The sequence below is a fragment of the Paenibacillus rhizophilus genome (genome assembly GCF_003854965.1).
GTDB lineage: Bacteria > Bacillota > Bacilli > Paenibacillales > Paenibacillaceae > Paenibacillus_AQ > Paenibacillus_AQ rhizophilus.
Window position 1 is genome coordinate 250,061 of sequence record NZ_RQPI01000003.1, and the last position, 17,561, is coordinate 267,621.

The 17,561-nt window shown below is 54.1% G+C and carries 16 protein-coding genes; 10 read left to right on the top strand and 6 right to left on the bottom strand.

Annotated features, from left to right (window positions below):
* The first annotated feature begins 9 nt into the window (after positions 1-9).
* The 8 genes from EH198_RS08375 to EH198_RS08410 all read left to right on the top strand — a co-directional run bounded on the left by EH198_RS08375 (position 10) and on the right by EH198_RS08410 (position 8,900).
* Complete coding sequence (locus tag EH198_RS08375; protein WP_124695091.1) at positions 10-1,143, top strand: CgeB family protein; 1,134 nt, start codon at positions 10-12, stop codon at positions 1,141-1,143.
* A gap of 280 nt (positions 1,144-1,423) precedes the next feature.
* A complete protein-coding gene (locus EH198_RS08380; RefSeq protein WP_124695092.1) occupies positions 1,424-2,869 on the top strand; it encodes a glycosyltransferase family 4 protein in 1,446 nt (481 codons plus the stop codon).
* Between the two features lie 454 nt (positions 2,870-3,323).
* Positions 3,324-4,418 carry a non-hydrolyzing UDP-N-acetylglucosamine 2-epimerase gene (gene wecB, locus EH198_RS08385; protein WP_124695093.1) on the top strand — a complete coding sequence of 365 codons (1,095 nt, stop codon included), beginning with the start codon at positions 3,324-3,326 and terminating at the stop codon, positions 4,416-4,418.
* Positions 4,408-5,394, top strand: a complete 987-nt coding sequence (locus EH198_RS08390) for a polysaccharide biosynthesis protein (protein WP_124695094.1) — start codon at positions 4,408-4,410, stop codon at positions 5,392-5,394. Before wecB ends, EH198_RS08390 begins: the two co-directional genes overlap by 11 nt.
* Positions 5,391-6,230: a dTDP-4-dehydrorhamnose reductase family protein gene (locus EH198_RS08395; protein WP_124695095.1), complete on the top strand. Its 840-nt coding sequence runs from the start codon at positions 5,391-5,393 to the stop codon at positions 6,228-6,230. Before EH198_RS08390 ends, EH198_RS08395 begins: the two co-directional genes overlap by 4 nt.
* A complete protein-coding gene (locus EH198_RS08400; protein ID WP_185702808.1) occupies positions 6,227-7,234 on the top strand; it encodes an NAD-dependent epimerase/dehydratase family protein in 1,008 nt (335 codons plus the stop codon). Before EH198_RS08395 ends, EH198_RS08400 begins: the two co-directional genes overlap by 4 nt.
* Positions 7,231-7,953 (top strand): glycosyltransferase, encoded by a 723-nt coding sequence (locus EH198_RS08405; protein WP_124695097.1) that lies wholly within the window; start codon positions 7,231-7,233, stop codon positions 7,951-7,953. Before EH198_RS08400 ends, EH198_RS08405 begins: the two co-directional genes overlap by 4 nt.
* 98 nt (positions 7,954-8,051) lie before the next feature.
* Entirely contained in the window at positions 8,052-8,900 is an 849-nt protein-coding gene (locus EH198_RS08410) for a YhcN/YlaJ family sporulation lipoprotein (protein ID WP_124695098.1), read from the top strand.
* 91 nt (positions 8,901-8,991) lie between these two features.
* On the opposite strand, the gene nagA is transcribed toward EH198_RS08410, so the two are convergent.
* From nagA to EH198_RS08440, 6 genes are all read right to left on the bottom strand, one after another.
* Positions 8,992-10,179, bottom strand: a complete 1,188-nt coding sequence (gene nagA, locus EH198_RS08415) for an N-acetylglucosamine-6-phosphate deacetylase (protein ID WP_124695099.1) — start codon at positions 10,177-10,179, stop codon at positions 8,992-8,994.
* Positions 10,167-10,895, bottom strand: a complete 729-nt coding sequence (nagB, locus tag EH198_RS08420) for a glucosamine-6-phosphate deaminase (protein WP_124695100.1) — start codon at positions 10,893-10,895, stop codon at positions 10,167-10,169. The genes nagA and nagB overlap by 13 nt, the downstream gene beginning before the upstream one ends.
* Entirely contained in the window at positions 10,896-11,774 is an 879-nt protein-coding gene (locus EH198_RS08425; protein WP_124695101.1) for a MurR/RpiR family transcriptional regulator, read from the bottom strand. It lies immediately after the preceding gene.
* Positions 11,775-12,005: 231 nt separating this feature from the next.
* Positions 12,006-13,091 (bottom strand): mannose-1-phosphate guanylyltransferase, encoded by a 1,086-nt coding sequence (locus EH198_RS08430; RefSeq protein WP_124695102.1) that lies wholly within the window; start codon positions 13,089-13,091, stop codon positions 12,006-12,008.
* A gap of 204 nt (positions 13,092-13,295) precedes the next feature.
* A complete protein-coding gene (locus EH198_RS08435) occupies positions 13,296-13,544 on the bottom strand; it encodes a GDP-mannose 4,6-dehydratase (RefSeq protein ID WP_246014154.1) in 249 nt (82 codons plus the stop codon).
* Between the two features lie 178 nt (positions 13,545-13,722).
* Positions 13,723-15,045 (bottom strand): cation:dicarboxylate symporter family transporter, encoded by a 1,323-nt coding sequence (locus EH198_RS08440; RefSeq protein WP_124695103.1) that lies wholly within the window; start codon positions 15,043-15,045, stop codon positions 13,723-13,725.
* Between the two features lie 304 nt (positions 15,046-15,349).
* Between EH198_RS08440 and EH198_RS08445 the strand changes: the two genes are divergently transcribed.
* Together EH198_RS08445 and EH198_RS08450 are read left to right on the top strand one after the other, a co-directional pair.
* Entirely contained in the window at positions 15,350-17,005 is a 1,656-nt protein-coding gene (locus EH198_RS08445; protein WP_124695104.1) for a PucR family transcriptional regulator, read from the top strand.
* 218 nt (positions 17,006-17,223) lie between these two features.
* The gene (locus EH198_RS08450; protein ID WP_019908812.1) at positions 17,224-17,448 is read left to right on the top strand and encodes a helix-turn-helix domain-containing protein; all 225 of its coding nucleotides are present in this window, start codon (positions 17,224-17,226) and stop codon (positions 17,446-17,448) included.
* Positions 17,449-17,561 lie beyond the last annotated feature (113 nt).

The following is a 17,561-nucleotide window of genomic DNA, read 5'->3' on the forward strand; positions in this document are numbered from 1 at the left end:
GAGTGTACGATGAGCAAAGATTTCATTCTTCCTTTCTCGCCGCTTCCCCTCACGCCGGCTGAGCAAGCGAAGCTGCGGGGGAGGTTGAACGGTTTTAAGAGCGGCTATGATGAAGGCTATTTCCGCGGTCGTTTGGCCATTCTGGACGGCCGTCCCGAAGAGCCGCTGCCCGTACGCGATATTCATGTCATGTACGTCGCTTCCGGCAAAGGCTACCCCTATTCCCCGCTGGACGAAGCTGTACTGTCATCGCTGCAAAGCCTAACGGCGGCAGTGACGGTGACGGATGTCCGTCAGAACTTGTTAGAACTGGTTGTCGCCAACAAGCCGGACTTGGTCCTTGTGCTGGACGGAATGGATCTTCCGCTGGAACAAATCGACCGGATTCGGGGAATGGGCATACGTACGGCCATCTGGCTTACGGATGATCCCTACTATACCGATTTTACGCTGGGCCTCGTAAATCACTACGATTATGTATTCACGCTGGAACGAAATTGCATCGAATATTACCGGCAGCTTGGCTGTGCGGAGGTCCATTATCTGCCGTTTGCGGCATACCGGCCGCATTACCGTCCCACCATTTCCCGAACGTCGATAACACGCGAGGTAAGCTTCATCGGCTCCGCGTATTGGAACCGGGTCAATTTCTTCCGGGAAATTATGCCGCAGTTGATGGAATTCAATACCGTGATTAACGGAATCTGGTGGGACCGGCTTCCGGAGGCTCCGCTTTACGGCGACCGGATCGAGATCGGAAAATGGATGTCCCCGCAGGAAACGTCGGTCGCTTACAGCGGTTCGAAAATTGTAATCAATCTCCACCGTTCCCATGTTGATGATGTAGCAAACAATAATACGCTGGCAATATCCGCGGCTTCGCCGAATCCCCGGACCTTCGAGATTGCGGCCAGCGGTACGCTTCAGCTGAGCGATGTCCGGGATGATTTAGCCACCTTCTACAAGCCGGGAGAAGAGATTGTAACATTCAGCACTCCGCTGGAGATGATTGACAAAATCCGTTATTACCTGACGCATGAGGAGGAACGTCAAGCCATTGCGCTGAAGGGGCTGGAGCGGACACTCCGGGATCATACGTATCCGAAGCGGGTCAATCAGCTGTTAACCACTATATTCGGATGAACATCCGTGGGCTTTGATCTGCCGATTTGTGCTCCTGCCGCGGGCAGTTGTCACATCCGCTTCATCGGCCGCTTTCATACGATAAGCCAAGACGAATCCGGTATAGACGCCGGACCATGCGGGAACTTCTTTCCGGTACGGAACTTTGGAAAGCGGCAAGGAATTCTTTCTATTCGGGCGGCGGAACCGGCAGGAGGTTCCCGCACCGTCCGGGCACTCATACCTAACAGGGAGGTGAGCGGCTGCTCCGAGGTCATCTATCGGAAGCGCCAATACGCCAATGGCTGATAAAGCTGCCGTTGTCCTTTTTTCCCATGTATCCAATGACAACAGCATAACCGGCGCCGAAAAGCTGCTGCTGTTCTTCGCCCGGGAACTGTCCTCCTACTTTGACTGCCTGCTTGTCGCTCCTCAGGAAGGAAAGCTGACCCGTCAGGCCCGCCACCATGGAATATCGGTGGAGCTGCTGCCGATTCCGCTTGTGTACGGCATGTATACTCCCTATGCGGGACTAGAGGAGGACATCCGATCGTTTCAGGAAGCCAGGGAGTTCAAGGAGATGAAGGCATGGCTGGAACAACGACGCCCCGCCTTCATCGTAACAAGCACCTGTGTGCACGTTCTGCCGGCTGTTGCCGCCAAATCGCTGGGCATACCGGTGGTATGGAAGATCAGCGAGATCATTACCGAGAACGAGAATACTCAGCTGAGCATAAATGTGATCGACCGGTTCAGCGATCAGATTATCTGCATATCGCAAACGGCGGCTCTTTCTTTTACGGAGGAAATTCGGGCAAGTAAAATTGCACTGCTTCCGCCTACCTGGGATGACAAAGGGATGATGACGGGAGCGTGGAGCAAGCTGAGAGGTGAACGCCGGCGCGAACTGAGCGTAAAGCCCGGAAATCCGCTCGTCGGCTACATCTCTTCATTTATTATCTGGGAAAAAGGGCTGGAGCATTTTATTCATATGGCCATACTCGTGGCACAGCAGCGTCCGGATGTCCGTTTCCTTGTTATCGGCGAGCCTCGCGACAAGGAATACTACAGCCGCTGCAAACGCCGGGTGAAGCTGGAGGGTTTGTCCTCCCGCTTCCGGTTTGAGGGCTATGAGGAATCGCTTTCGGAGGCCTACTGCGCCATGGATGTACTGGTCGTTCCGAGCCTCGTCCGCGAGGGCTTTGGCATGACCGCCATGGAAGGACTCTCGTTCGGCACGCCGGTCGTCGCTTATGATTCCGGCGGATTGGGCGAGATCATGCGGGCCGTAGATTGCAGCGAAGGCCTGGTTCCGCCGGAGAACAGCGAAGCGCTCGCGGAGCGCGTCGAAGCCCTGCTCGCGCAGCCGGTGCTGGCGGCAACCATCGGCGCCAGGTCACGCGGCCGGGTGATCGGCCTCTACGGCCCGGCGGCCTACCGCGAGCGCCTGCGCGGGCTGGCGGAGGCGTGGCTCCTCCGCTGGACCGGACCGGCCGCGGCGGCGGTCCCGGCGCCGGCGGAGCCGCCCGCCGGCGAGGCCGCGGGCGAAAGCGCGGCGCCCGCGCAAGCCCCGCAGCGCTCGCCGCGGGGGCGCCGCGCAGCGAAGCGGCGCGGCCGGCTCCGGCGCAAGCTGGCCCGCCGCGCCGTGACGCCCCGGAGCGCGCGGCGGGTGAAACGCCCCCGCCGCACATCCCGGCGGCGGCGGACATCCCGCAAGCGCCGAAGCGCTGCGGCGCGGCGCCGGTAGCTGCGCCGGGCCGCCGGGATGCACCGGGTTAATCCGGGCTTTGCGCTTGCCGGCGTTCGGCCCGCTCCCATTGGCGCTTGCCCTGAGCAAATAGAAGGAAATCCTCCGGCTAATTTTTTATAGTCAAACCTTTTCAAAGTATATAGTGGAAATCCTCCGTCTAATTTCTGCATTTTTTCTCAGTTCCGTTCAAATCGGCGCATTTACAGGGAGAAATTCCAGTTATTTTAGAATCGGGCTTTAATAGGCGTGATTAGAGGGAGGAAATCCCTTTAATAGGCGTGGCGCAGCTTAAAAATTTCGGCTGGCCGGCAGCACCGCAGCCCCAGGAGTCCGGGTCTGGCTCATTGCCGGTTCCTGGCCTGCCTCGCATACTTCGCCGGGGTTCGCGCACGGCCTGCCTGCCGGTCCTGAAACTAAATCATCATCAAGATTCGAGCAGGGGAGTGAACGAATGAAAATCATGACCATTCTGGGCACGCGACCCGAAATCATTCGCCTAAGCGTAATTATTCCGCTTTTGGACCAGTATGCGGACCGCCATGTGCTGGTGCATACGGGTCAGAATTTTACCATCAGTCTAAGCGGCGTTTTCTTTGAGGAACTGGGACTGCGCGCGCCGGATTACGTGCTGCAGGAGAAGCAGGCGGGACTTGGCGGACAGCTGGCCGCCATGTTCGGCGGGCTGGAGCCGATCCTGCTCAAGGAACGGCCGGACCGCGTCCTGCTGCTCGGCGATACGAACAGCGCGCTCTGCGCCATTCTGGCCGAGCGGATGGGCATTCCGGTTATTCATATGGAAGCGGGTAACCGCTGCTACGATCTCGGAGTGCCGGAGGAGAAGAACCGGCGCGTCATCGACGCCGTTTCAACCGTCAACATGCCCTATACACCGCAGAGCAAGCGGCATCTGACAGCCGAGGGGATTCCGAACGCCCGGATCATGCTCACCGGCAACCCGATCCATGAGGTTATGACGCATTACGCTCCGCAAATTGCGGCCAGCGATATTCTGGACCGGCTGAGCCTTACGCCGGGGCAGTATTTTCTCGTCACTGCGCACCGCGCCGAGAACGTTGACCGTCCGGAGCCGCTGCTGGAGATCATGAAAGGCTTAAACTTGATTGCCGAGTACTTCGGCGTCCGTCTGATTTGCAGCATCCATCCCCGTACCCGGTCGAAGCTTTCGGACTCCTTTCCGCTGCAGATGCACAGCCTCGTTGAATTTTACGAGCCATTCGGCTTTTTCGATTTTGTCGCTTTGGAGAAGAACGCGCGCTGCGCTGTCACCGACAGCGGCACCGTTCAAGAGGAATGCTGCCTGATGGGCGTGCCGACCGTCACGATCCGCCGGACGACCGAGCGCCCGGAGACGGTGGACTGTGGAAGCAACGTCGTATCCGGAGTGGACAGCGGAAGTATTTTGCGGTGCGTCCGGCTGATGACTTCGATGTACCGCGAATGGGAAGTTCCGGACGGCTATCTGGTTCCGGATGTTTCATATAAGGTAGTTAAATTTTTACTTGGAGGGAACCTGTATGTTCAATAATCAACGGATTGCGGTTATCGGCGGTACCGGTTCCTGGGGACATGAGCTGATCCGGCAGCTTCTGCCGCAGAATCCGAAAGAAATTATCATTTTCTCTCGCAGCGAATCCGCCCAGGTCGCCATGAGCCGGGAATTCGAGGACAGACGTTTAAGCTTTGTCATCGGTGATATCCGCGATAAGGAAGCTTTGATTGCGGCATGCCGGGGTGTGGATTACTTGTACCATCTGGCGGCGCTGAAGCATGTTCCCGTCTGTGAGGATCAGCCCTACGAGGCGCTCAAGACGAATGTTATCGGAACGCAGAACGTTATCGAAGCGGCCATAGTGAACAAGGTGAAAAAAGTGATTTATATCTCGACCGACAAGGCGGCCAATCCGTCCAACTTCTATGGCATGACCAAAGCCATCGGCGAGAAGCTGATCGTCTACGCGAACCTGCTCGGCTCCAGCACAAAGTTCGTCACGGTGCGGGGCGGAAATGTGCTCGGAACGAACGGCAGCGTCGTCCATTTGTTCATGAAGCAGATTCGGGAAAAAGGCGAGGTGCGGATTACCGATTTCAACATGACCCGGTTCTTCCTGACGCTCAGCGATGCAATTTCCCTGCTGTTCAAAGCTTCCGAGGTCAGCGTGGGCGGCGAAATATTCGTGATCACCATGCCGACCTGCCGGATTGTCGATTTGGCCGAAGTGCTCATCGAGGCATCCGACAGACAGCATGTAAAAATCATCGAGACGGGCATCCGTCCCGGAGAGAAAATCAATGAAATCCTGATGAGCGATTTCGAGAGCCTGACGACCGTAGTATACGACGAGCAATATCTTGTCATACTGCCTACGCTTAACATGCCTTATCTGAAGTCGCGGTATCAAGCCTGCGAGCCGGTATCCTTCAGCAGTTTCAGCTCCGCGAACAATCTGATGTCCAAACAAGAGATCAAGGATATCCTGATCCGGGGAGGTTTCCTCCAATGAAGCTGCTGATCCTCGGCGGAAACGGCATGGCGGGGCATATGCTGGCAGATTACTTCCGCCTTCAGGGAAAGCACGAGGTTTTTCACACTACCCGGGACAAAAGCGATCACAAGGGACTCGTACTGGATGCGGACGATATTGCCGCTGTGGAGAGAACGGTGAGTATCGTCTCGCCTCACTGCATCATTAACGCGCTTGGCGTACTTAACCAAGCCGCGGAAGACCATAAAATCGCAGCCTATCACATCAACAGTTTCCTTCCCCATCGTCTGCGGCGTGCAGCCGACGCTGTATCCGCCCGGCTGATCCACATCAGCACCGACTGCGTGTTCGAGGGAACACGCGGCGGATACACGGAGGAGGATGCGCCGGACGGAACCTCCGTTTACGCGGTTACGAAGGCGCTCGGCGAGGTTTGCGATTTCGGCCATCTGACGATCCGTACATCGATTATCGGACCGGAAATCCGTAAAGCAGGCATCGGCCTTATGGGATGGTTCCTGGCGCAGTCCGGCAAGGTTCCCGGCTACCGACGTGTCATGTGGAACGGGGTGACGACGCTGGAGCTGGCCAAAGCCATCGATCGTCTGATCGATTCTGAAGTGTCAGGTCTGATTCATCTGGCCCATCCCCAGCCGGTCAGTAAATACGAGCTGCTCGGGATGATTCAGGCGGCCTTTCACAAGACCGACGCCGAGATTGTTCCCGATGACGTTCATGTACAGGACCGGACTCTGGTCAGCACGCGACTGGACGTAGCCTTTCGTCTGCCCTCCTACCCTGATATGCTTGCCGAGCTTGCGGAATGGATGCAGCAAAGCCGGAGATATTCATGACCGGCAGAAGGCTGCTGATTACCGGCGCCGCCGGATTTACGGGCCGTCATGCCGTTGCCCATTTTGCGGCGGAAGGCGCGGAGGTTATCGCCGTGCTGCGGAAGGCGATCCCGGACGAATCCCGGAAACGCCTATTTCCGCAAGACGTTAGGACGTATATTTGCGATTTGAATGACGGCGAAGCCGTGAAGAGGATGATAGAGGATACCGTTCCGGGCGAGGTGCTGCATTTAGCCGGCAAAAATTCCGTACCGGAGTCGTGGCAAAGCCCGGTTCAATATATGGAAACGAATGTAATGGCGGCTGTATATCTGCTTGACGCGCTGCGTTCCCGTACTGAGGTCCGTCTGCTTGTGGCAGGATCGCGGCTGAAGTTTAACCCGGGAGCCGGAGAGCGGGCGGTGCATCCGTACAGTCTCAGCAAGACGCTGGAAGAACTCATGTCGCTGTCCTGGGGAACGCTGTTCGGTCAGCAGGTGTTGATCGCGGAGCCTTGCAACTTGATTGGCCCCGGCCCTTCCACCGGCTTCTGCTCGCTGCTGGCCGGACATATCTTCCGCAGCGAACAGGGAATTGCCCAGCCGCCGTTTCATCTGTCTTCCCGGCTTGCGCAGCGGGATTTTCTTGATGTGCGGGATGCTGTAAGGGCGTACGACTGCATCTTGAAGCAGGGGGAGCCGGGAACCGTATATCGGGTCGATTCGGGGGAACCTCGCAGTCTGGGTGAGGTTGCAGAGGGGATGCTGAGCCTGACCCGGGCGAATGTGCGGGTGGAATGGGGAACGGAGTCCGGTCAAGAGCCGGTGAATGCCCCCGTTTCGGACGCGCCGCAGAAACCTGTAAACGCCCCAGATCGGGGAGCGCCGCATAATCAGGCAGAGGCAAACTCTTTTACTGTACACGCTTCCGCCTTAAATTGGCATCCCCAAGTGCCGCTGGAGCGTTCGCTTGCCGAAATTCTGGAATATTACCGCAGCAGCAACCGGAAAGGAGCATCACCATGAATCCGAAAGTGTCGGTCATTATTCCGTTTTATAATTGCCCGTATATTGAGCAGGCGCTGCAGAGCGCGCTGTCACAATCCCTGATTCCTTATGAGATCATTGTCATCGACGACGGCTCCACCCAGAACAGTAACAGAATTATTCCATACCTTGCCCATTCTCATGTTCATTATTTGGGCAAAGCCAATGGTGGAACCGCGTCCGCACTGAATCACGGCATTCTTCATGCCGCCGGCGACTATGTTGCCTGGCTCAGCTCCGACGATATCTTTTACCACGATAAAATCAGAAATCAGGCGCTGTTCATGGAGCATAACGGTCTGCTGATTTCCTACACCAACTTCAATTATATCAATGCCACATCCCAGCTTGTTCAGCTTAATGCCGGAGCCGTTTTTGCCAACCAGCTTGATTTCCTGCGCTGCTTTCTTCAAGGCAACCCGGTAAACGGCTGCACGGTCATGATCAAGAAGGAACTGTTCGGCGCCATCGGCTTGTTCGATGAATCGCTCCCTTTTACTCATGATTACGATTTATGGTTCCGCGCGGTTCTGAACGGATATCCTCCGGTGATGCTGAATCAATCCCTGACCGGTTACCGTCGTCATGAAGGCATGGGTACTGTCAGGCATTACGACCGGATTTTGGCTGAAGTTTCGGCGTTAAAAGAGCGATACAGCCCACCGCTGCGCAGTATGATAGCCTCCTTGGGAGGATAAAGAATGTAGGATGCCAAATCCTTTCAGCATAGCCCGCCCACAGAGAAGCCATCCTAACGATTGTTACACAGCAATCATAACGAGTGGAGGGTGAATGCATGTTGCGATCAAGAATCGGCTTATCCGTCTCCGCCGCCCTGCTGTTGGGAATGGTCGGAATTGCGGGCTGCGGAACCAACCAGAATGCGGCGGGGAATTATGGCGTGAAGAACGTACAGGATGGCCGTATGAATGATGGCCGTATGAATGATGGTATGCGGAATGGACAGGATGGACGCCTGAACGTCAATTCGGCGCGTGGAGGACATATGATCGACAGGCTGGATATGAATCAGAAGCTTGCCGACCGCGTGGCCGCTATGAAGGAGGTGCGCACTGCCAATGTGCTTACCGCTGGCCGAAGCGCTTATGTAGCTGTAACGCTGGACAATAATATGACGGGCGGAATGCGCGCAAAAGGCGTCGATGGTTTGGGTGCGAACATGATGCCGGGCAGCACCGGCTACGGAACGGGCTACGGGACCGGTTACGGAACCGGAGTCGGTACCCATTACCCGACACGGGGAACCAGCATGCCGGGAGCTGTTGCCAATAATAACCGAAGCTTGACGGGAACAGGTGTAACGGGAACAGGCGCAGCGATACCTGGTCTAACAGACCGCGGAGGGCTCTTCAGAAACAAAGGGGTGACCACGGGAACCGCGGCGACAAACGTTCAAGATATGCTTTCCAAAGAAGTGAAGGCTAAGATCGCTGATGTCGTCAAAAAAAATGAACAGGGTATCGACCGGGTATACGTCTCGGCCAATCCCGATTTCGTTCAGCGTGTCAACAGCTATGCCGCTCAGGCGCAAAGCGGTCATCCGCTGAAAGGCTTTGTCAATGAATTCCGCACGATGGTAGAACGCATCTTTCCGACACCCAGCGGGGACGGTATGAACAGATAAACAGCTTTATCCCTATAAAATGCGAAACGGCAGAACGCAGAGTTTATTCCTTAGGATGCTCCTCTGCGTTAATGCCGTATACATAAAAAGCCTAGAACTGCTGACGGCGTCCGCCGATCCATACGCCGCGCAGGTTGAGGGCGCCGTCCAGCAGCAGAATATCCGCCCGCTTGCCGGTCTCCAGCGAGCCGATGCTGCGCTCCATGCCAAGCGATATGGCCGGGTTCAGACTCGCCGCCCGTGACGCATCCTCAAGAGTCAGGCCGGCCTCTTGTATAAGATAGCGGAAGCCCTTGATCATGGTAAGCGTGCTTCCGGCAAGAGCATCAGGGTTGTCCCGAAGGCGGGCAACACCGTCCTGAACCTTAACCGGCAGATCCCCGATGGCATACTCCCCGTCGCTGAGGCCGGCAGCCGACATCGCGTCGGTAATCAGAATCAGACCTTCCGGGCCTTTAAGCCGCACCAAAATAGAGATAGCCGCCGGATGAACGTGAATGCCGTCCGCGATAACCTCCGCGCGTATCCGTTCGTCGGACAGGACCGCGCCTGCCGTTCCGGGCTTGCGGTGATGCAGCGGAGTCATCTGGTTAAACGTATGCACCGCCTGATTAAGACCCGCGTCTGCCGCGGCGATAACCTGCTCGTAAGCGGCGTCGGTATGGCCGAGGGCGGCCGTAATGCCGCGTCTGCGCAGCCAGGTAATCGCCGCCTCCGCGCCTTCCCGCTCAGGTGCCAGGGTTACCTGCCGGATCAAACCGGGGTAGCTGCGCTCCCATTCCTCCAGCCATTCAACGTTTGGAGGAACAATGTGCTCAGGGTTCTGCGCGCCCGGCCATTTCGGGCTGATGAACGGCCCTTCCAGATGGACTCCTGCCACTTGCGCATATGGCATATCTTCGGAGCGGTAGGCGTTGACGACGGCGAGTACGCGGTCAATTGCCTCCTTCGAAGCGGTCATTGTCGTCACCAGCATCGTCGTCGTTCCGTTCGAAGCATGGAAGGCGGCCGCCTCCGAAACGCCCTTGGCGTCGGCATACATAAAATCATGGCCCGCGCCGCCGTGAACATGCACATCGACAAAGCCCGGAATGAGCAGGCCGTCCTGTACGCGTTCGCTTTCCGGCCAGCTGGAGCAGGCTTCCGGCAGCCACTGGGCTTCTCCCGCATATATAATGATGCCGTCCTGAACCGCGATGGCGCCGTTTTTGACAATTCCTTCGGGAGTCAGCACGATGCCATAGAGTAATTGTCCCCGTTCCAGATTTACTTCAGCCATTGTCCCGCTCCTTCATCAACCAGCACGACGACATTCGGATGGATCTGAAGCAAAGAGGCAGGACACTGGGTCGTAATCGGTCCCTCCACCGCGTTTCGGATCGCTTCGGCCTTTTCCGCGCCGCGCACGAGCAGCAGAATTTGCCGCGCCTTCAGGATGCTGCCGACGCCCATCGTAATCGCTTGCCGGGGAACATCCGCAATCGAGGGGAAGAAGCGGGCATTTGCCTCCCGCGTTTCAGGCAGCAAATCCACGACATGGGTTCCGCTGTTCAGACCGGCGTCCGGTTCGTTAAAGCCGATGTGCCCGTTGCTTCCGATTCCGAGAATTTGCAAATCGACAGGACCTTCATTTTCCAGCATTTGATCATAGGCCAGGCACTCGGCTTCCAGATCCCCGGCGTTGCCGTTTGGCACATGTGTACGGGACAAGTCGATATCGACATGGCTGAACAGATGCTTGTTCATAAAGCTGCGGTAGCTTTCCGGGTGATCTACCGGGAGTCCTACGTATTCGTCAAGATTATAGGACGATGCTTTTGCAAAGCTCACCAGACCACCCCGGTACATTTCGATCAGCCGTTCGTAAACGCCGATGGGCGAACTGCCGGTGGCGAGTCCGAGGACGGCTTTCGGATTGCTCTGCAGCAGGCTGACGACCAGATTGGCTCCCGTCTGCACGAAGTCTTCGTCGTTATGAATCTTCATAATGTTCATCTATTCTGTACCTCCCCGTTTGTGGCGGAATTGCCGGACATTCCGATACGATTGTTCCAGCTTTGGAATATAATCGCCGAACCGTCTGCTGACCATCCCGGTAAATAAAATATCAATAACGTGAAGCTGGGCGATCCGCGAAGCCATGTCTCCTCTGCGCATTCCCTTTTCAAGGGAGGAGGAAAAAAGTGAAATCCCGCTGAGCGAGGCAAGCGAGCTGCTGCCATATGAGGTAAGCGAGATCGTAGATGCGCCGCTGTTCTTCGCGCACAGAAGCGCGTCGATCGTCTCGGGCGTTTCCCCGGAGTACGAAATGGCAAAGGCTACATCCCCCTCCGAAAGAGAGGAAGCCGAAGTGATCTGCATGTGCGAATCGGCAAAGGCGGTGCAGTTCACGCCGATCCGGATCAGCTTCTGATAGAAATCCTGAGCGACAATTGACGAGGTGGCCATTCCGTACAAATCCACCCGCCGGGCGCGGCAGAGCAAATCCACCGTCTGTTCGAGCCGCCCGATGTCCAGCAGCGACGTCGTGTCGCGGATGGAAGCAAGGTGATTCGCCTGCATGGCTTCCACGATGACGGAAAGCGGATTGCCCGCCATAATATCCTGGTAAGAGGAACCGCCGTCCTGAGGCGCCGCATCGCCGTGGGCGATTTCGGCCGCCAGCTTCACCTTGAAATCAGGGAAGCCTTTAAAATGAAACACTTTGCAAAAACGCGTGATTGTTGCGGCGCTGATGCCGCATTGCTCCGCCAGCTCTGTGATGCCCATATGGACAATCTCGCCGGGGGAGGCAAGAATCCGCTCCGCCAGCCTGCGCTCCATTTGGGAGAGCTTGGACTTCTCGTGCTCCAGTGCATGCAGGATCGGAGTCATCGGTCCACCTCATATTCCAATACGATTTTTAAAATAATTTTTAGTTTTATACATAAAATAAAGAAAATTATTTTCATGACTAGAATAAAGCAAAAGCTTGCGAGATGCAAGAGGGGCTTCTCAGAAAAAAAACAACCGCTCTCCGGTAGAATATCGGCAAACGGTCGCTGCAAAATGATCTTTTTTATGCGTCAAATTCGTCAGTTTGATATATCCCGGCTAGTCCTTCAATTATGTGTGATCCCCGTATCCGGCGCGTTTCAACAATTCGACGAAGGCTTTGACATCCTGAGCCCGCTCTTTGGGGCAGACCAGTATAACGTCTTTTGTCTTAATAATCATCATATTCGAGACGCCGATTGAAGTAACCAGTATATCGCTGCTGAATATGACCGAATCATTAGTATCCATTCCGACATAACTGCCGCTGACGGCATTTCCGCTCTCGTCGTAGCCGACCAGTTTTCCCAGCGCGTCCAGACTTCCGATATCATCCCAGTCGAAATAGCCCTTAATTGCCTTAAGGCTGCCGCTGTGCTCCAGTACACCGTTATCGAAAGATATTTCAGGCAGCTGGCTGAAAGCCTGCTCTATCAAGGAATCGAAGGCGGGGGAGTCCAGTTGGTCCAGAGCTGCCGACAGGATTTTGAAGTGCTCGGGCATATGCTGCTGAATTCCGCTCTTGAAGGCCTGCAGATTACCCGCGACCATGCCGCTGTTCCACAGATAATGCCCGGAATCTACGTAAGCGCGGGCAGTGGCGGTGTCCGGTTTTTCCTTGAACTGCTGAACATCGGATATGTGCCGGGGATCGGTTTGATCGGTTTGACCGCTTGGATCAATTTTAATATAACCATAGCCTGTGGCCGGATATGTCGGATTCACACCGATAATGGTCAGACCGGAGCTGCTTTCGCTTTCAGCATACGCTTGCCGGATAGCTTTAAGGTACTCCTGCTTGTTGCTGACATAGCTGTCAGCCGGAATGAAGCAGACCGGGCTTGCCTGAAACCGTCGTTCCAGTAATAAAGCCGCATAGGAAATGCAGGCGCCGGTATTTTTACGGAGAGGCTCGAGTATAATATTTTGTAATGGAATGATGTTCTTAAGCGCTTCACAGGTTATTTCCGCATAATTTTTATTAGTAATGACAAAACAATTGTCCGGTGGAATCAGCTCGGTAATGCGCTCTATGGTCTGTTCAAGCATGCTGCTCATTCCTTCGACACCGATGAACTGTTTTGGTTTGTGTTCCCTGGAGAGAGGCCACAGCCGCAGTCCGGCGCCGCCAGCCATGATGACCGCATATTTATCCATTTGTTCACCTTCCCGAAGTCGAGATCTGCATAGCAAAGAACGCAGTTTGTAAATCATCTGACCAAAGTCCAGATAGCAGCGGTATGTTTTATTAAGTCCTTCTTCCAAACCGGTCTTCGGCTTCCAGCCACACTTCTCCAACTTGGATACATTCAGTACTCATGGTTAAATTGAATGCCGTTTCAAGCGAATATATTGCAGGCTTCACGATAGGTTAACGATTATCCAGTAAGCGTACAATTTGGCGGCGGCATATGGGCAAATGGATATAAATGGAGTCTGCTCACTTCGCGGTACTTGCTGGATAAGGTCATACAGTTCGCTGGATGAAGCCTGATAAAACCGGATGCCGGGGCTTGCATCGCGGTAATAAATTTCATGGTATAGCTCATGTATATGAGAAAGGATATGGGAATGTTTGGGTAACTGTACACTGGCCGCAGATTTGAGCAAATGTATCGTAGGGGACCCGGGAGCAGGGCGAACGGAGTCCGATATAATGGCGAAATTTATGAGGCTTACTCACAGCAAAAAAAGGCGGCAGCACACCCGGATAGGCTTTTTCCTAACCGGGTGGCTGCCGCCTTTTTACATCTTCAGGCGGTGGGCGTGTTATTGGTGAGGGCGATTATTAATCATTGGCCTGGACGGTTACCGGCATGCCGGAAGAATCATGCGGTCTGCTCTGCATGGCAAGCAAAGCTTGCTCCTTGTTGAACAGCCCTTCCCAGCGGGCGACAACGAATGTGGCCACTGTGTAGCCGATAATGTTGACCGTCGTACGGAAGTTGCCCATAATTCGGTCGGGAGCAAGCATAAGCGCAACGGCTGCGATGGGGATAGAGCCTGTGCTTGCTGCAGTAGCCGACAAGGCGACGAACGCCGATCCCGGAATCCCCGCCATCCCTTTAGATGTAAGCAGCAGTACGGCGAGAAGTATGAGTTGTTCATATAAGCTGAGTTCCACACCGGTTGCTTGGGCCAGGAAGACGAGCGCCAGCGATAAGTAGATGGAGGCGCCATCCAGGTTAAAAGAATAGCCGGTCGGAACGACGAGTCCGACAACCGAACGGTGGCAGCCCGCCTTCTCCAGCTTGCTTATAATTTGCGGCATAACGGCTTCTGTCGAGCCGGTTGCGAAGGCAAATACAATTTCCTCGCGCACAAGCATAATGGCTTTCCACAGGCCGATGCCGACAAACACCCGCATAACAACTTCAAGAATGAGCAGGAAGAGCAGACAAGCCACCGTCATGGCGAGGAACAGCTTGCCGAAGGCGATCAGCGTCTGCATACCGTACTGGCTCACCGTGAACGCCATCGCGCCAAAGGTCGCGATTGTCGTCAGCTTCATAATGAAGCCCATGATTTGAAAAATAACATGGCTAAGGTGCTCCAGCAGGTCAATAATGACCTCTGAGGTCTTGCCCCCTACCCGGACGAGAGCGAAACCGAAGAGACAGGACACAAGCAGCACCTGCAGCATCGTGTTCGTGGCGAACGCCGAAACTACGCTGTCCGGAATGATGTTCATAAAGAACTCAGTTCCGTGAGGGAGTTCGGAGTTTTTGGTCGCTTTGCTTACATCGTCGACAGATAACGAGGCGGGATTCACATTCATCCCCGATCCCGGGTTCATTACGTTCGCGACAAGCATGCCGATAATCAGGGCGATTGTCGTTACAATCTCAAAGTAGAGCAGCGCTTTGCCGCCTATCCGTCCGACCGTCTTAATGTTGCCCACTTTAGCAATACCCAGCACTACGACAACAAAGACAAGAGGGGAAATAATCATCTTGATGAGTTTAATGAACCCGTCTCCGAGCGGTTTCAAAGCAATTCCGAATGTCGGCCATACATATCCAACCGCGATACCCAGTACAATGGACATCATGATTTGAAAGAACAGGCCTTTATAAAAAGGCTGGCGGACCTTAGCTGCTGTCTTGTTCACGTTTGTATCCTCCCAATGTTTTTTTCATAGATTCAAACCTGTTCAATATTTTATCCTGCTCAATATTTCTATGCCGGCTCTCCATTAGCGCTAACCTTTCATGTTATTTTTTATAACTTGTTTTGTTCTTTGTGAACTCATTATAATCGATTGGTATCCATAAGGCATTATCCAACATGAACAAAAACGACCGCAATTTTTGTTTATGTTGTATACTTAATACATGACGTGTTAGGAATCGCAATTCATTTGTAAATGATGAGGTTAATTAATCTGCCATAAGAAAACGGAAGGATGGGTTTCTATGAAATTAGCAGAGCTCTTGAAAATTCCATTTTTGCTCGAATCCAAAGTCATATGCGGGTTTCAGGGACTGAACCGGGTTGTCCGCTCCGTCAATATGATGGATGCCCCGGATATTATTGATTTTGTAAAACCCGACGAACTGCTGATCACAACGGCATATGCGTTAAAGGACAGTCCCGAGGAGCTTGTGGCGCTCATCCCTGAATTATCGGCGGCGGGCTGTGTCGGACTTGGAATTAAAAAGCGTTTCTGGTCGGCGATCCCCCAAGAGGCGATCGCCGTCGCCAATGAGGTCGGTTTTCCGCTGATCGAGCTGCCGCTCAACGTTTCGCTTGGCGATCTCATTAACCAGGCCATTGATTCGATTCTGGACAAGCATGCCGATACGCTGCGCAATGCGCTGAAGAGCCACCGTCAATTTTCCAGCCTGATTCTGAAGGGGCAGGGGATTCCCGAGATTGTGCGCGATTTAGCCGAACTGCTGGACAGCCCCGTCATCCTTCTGGATCAAAGAATGAATCTGATCTCGGCGTCTTCGCATTTCCGGGAGCAGGCTTATCAGGACTTGCTGCCGCAAATCCGCGAGTCGGCAAGTCAGCTTCCGGATGAAGAACGCACTTCCGTAAGCTTTTTTACGGATACCGCCCCCGAAGCGCTAAACTATATCGCCGCGCATCCCATTATGACGTACCAGCCGCAGGGCTTCCTGCTGACCCTGCAGCATTCGGCCGAGCTTCAGCCGCTTCCGGTGATGATTATGGAGCAGGCCGCCAACGTGATCAGTTTCGAGCTGCTCAAGAAGCAGGCGGTAAAGGAGCGTTCACGGCGCTATAAGAATGATCTTTTTACGGATATCGTTAACGGGTTCATGACCTCCGAGCAGGAATTGATTCACCGCGGCAAGCGGTACGGACTGTCAGAGAATTTGCCCTCGCTGTGCATTGTCATCAAGCAGGACGATGATCTGAGCAGAAGGGGACCCGCTCTCCCGCTTTCTGAGGAACAGCAATTGTCCAAGCGGGAAGAGCTGTATGAAGTGTTGAAGGATGCGTTTCGGTCGCGGGGCCATTCGTTTGTGCTCTTCAGCAACAAGGACCAGTTCGTGCTGATTCTCTCCGTTTCTAAAGATAAGACTGCTCCTGTGGATACGGAACGGATGCTGCGGGAACAACTAATCGAAATCTGCGACGATCTTTATGATAGGGAGGGCATTTCCTTATCGTTCGGGGTCGGCAATCCGGTTGATCGTCTGACGGACCTCCCTGTCACCTACAAGGAAGCGGTTGAAGCGTGGGAGACAGCTCACAGCAGCAAGAAGCGCCGCTTTGTCCAGTTTTATCATGTGAAGAAATTGACGGATCTGCTGCGGATGCTGCCGGTTGAAGAGCTGAAGAAATATTATAATGAAACCTTTAAAGAATTGAACCGGCTGGATGAAAAAGAACGGCAGGACTTGATGCGCACACTGGTCGCTTATCACGACAACAACTGCCAGATAGCCGAGACAGCCAAGCAGTTGTTCGTGCATCGGAATACCGTCGTATACAGGCTGGAAAAATGCGAGCAGCTCACCGGCCGCAAAATCAGAAATACCAGCGACAATCTGCGCTTCAAGGTCGCCTATCTTATGGAGCAACTGATTGATGCCGACTGAAACGGCTCCGGCAACAGGGGCTGTCCCCAAAGTTATTTTTGGATTTTTGTCCCGTGGGACAGCCTCAATATAATGTGCTATTTAGTAGGGGCATTCGCCGCCGCCCATTTAATCCTATAGGCAGCACCATTAAGATTACAAATACATACTATAAATTTGACTGTATCCCTTTACCTTGTTAGACCAAACAATCCCGGGCAAGGAGGGGTGACACCACCATGAAAGGGAACGAACATCACAGCAAATTTTTGTTAACGCATCGTGAACGCGAAGTATTTGAACTTCTTGTTCAGGACAAAACGACCCGCGATATCGCCGGTTTATTATTTATCAGCGAGAAAACGGTACGCAACCACATCTCCAACGTTATGCAAAAATTGAATGTAAAAGGCCGTTCGCAAGCGGTTGTCGAGCTGATCAAGCTTGGGGAGCTGAAGATATAGACGGGGCCTGCGACTATGCGTTAAGCCTTCTTTTAGCCTGATGGGCGAAAGGAGGTTTTTTGTTTGCGTGAGGAAACGAAAATATGAAAACTATTAATAACAGGTTGCCAGTT

Bases quoted from the DNA above. Each gene is read 5' to 3' on its own strand.
- EH198_RS08375 (WP_124695091.1), top strand. From the start codon at position 10: ATGAGCAAAGATTTCATTCTTCCTTTCTCGCCGCTTCCCCTCACGCCG.
- EH198_RS08380 (WP_124695092.1), top strand. From the start codon at position 1,424: ATGGCTGATAAAGCTGCCGTTGTCCTTTTTTCCCATGTATCCAATGAC.
- wecB (WP_124695093.1), top strand. From the start codon at position 3,324: ATGAAAATCATGACCATTCTGGGCACGCGACCCGAAATCATTCGCCTA.
- EH198_RS08390 (WP_124695094.1), top strand. From the start codon at position 4,408: ATGTTCAATAATCAACGGATTGCGGTTATCGGCGGTACCGGTTCCTGG.
- EH198_RS08395 (WP_124695095.1), top strand. From the start codon at position 5,391: ATGAAGCTGCTGATCCTCGGCGGAAACGGCATGGCGGGGCATATGCTG.
- EH198_RS08400 (WP_185702808.1), top strand. From the start codon at position 6,227: ATGACCGGCAGAAGGCTGCTGATTACCGGCGCCGCCGGATTTACGGGC.
- EH198_RS08405 (WP_124695097.1), top strand. From the start codon at position 7,231: ATGAATCCGAAAGTGTCGGTCATTATTCCGTTTTATAATTGCCCGTAT.
- EH198_RS08410 (WP_124695098.1), top strand. From the start codon at position 8,052: ATGTTGCGATCAAGAATCGGCTTATCCGTCTCCGCCGCCCTGCTGTTG.
- nagA (WP_124695099.1), bottom strand. From the start codon at position 10,179: ATGGCTGAAGTAAATCTGGAACGGGGACAATTACTCTATGGCATCGTG.
- nagB (WP_124695100.1), bottom strand. From the start codon at position 10,895: ATGAACATTATGAAGATTCATAACGACGAAGACTTCGTGCAGACGGGA.
- EH198_RS08425 (WP_124695101.1), bottom strand. From the start codon at position 11,774: ATGACTCCGATCCTGCATGCACTGGAGCACGAGAAGTCCAAGCTCTCC.
- EH198_RS08430 (WP_124695102.1), bottom strand. From the start codon at position 13,091: ATGGATAAATATGCGGTCATCATGGCTGGCGGCGCCGGACTGCGGCTG.
- EH198_RS08445 (WP_124695104.1), top strand. From the start codon at position 15,350: ATGAAATTAGCAGAGCTCTTGAAAATTCCATTTTTGCTCGAATCCAAA.
- EH198_RS08450 (WP_019908812.1), top strand. From the start codon at position 17,224: ATGAAAGGGAACGAACATCACAGCAAATTTTTGTTAACGCATCGTGAA.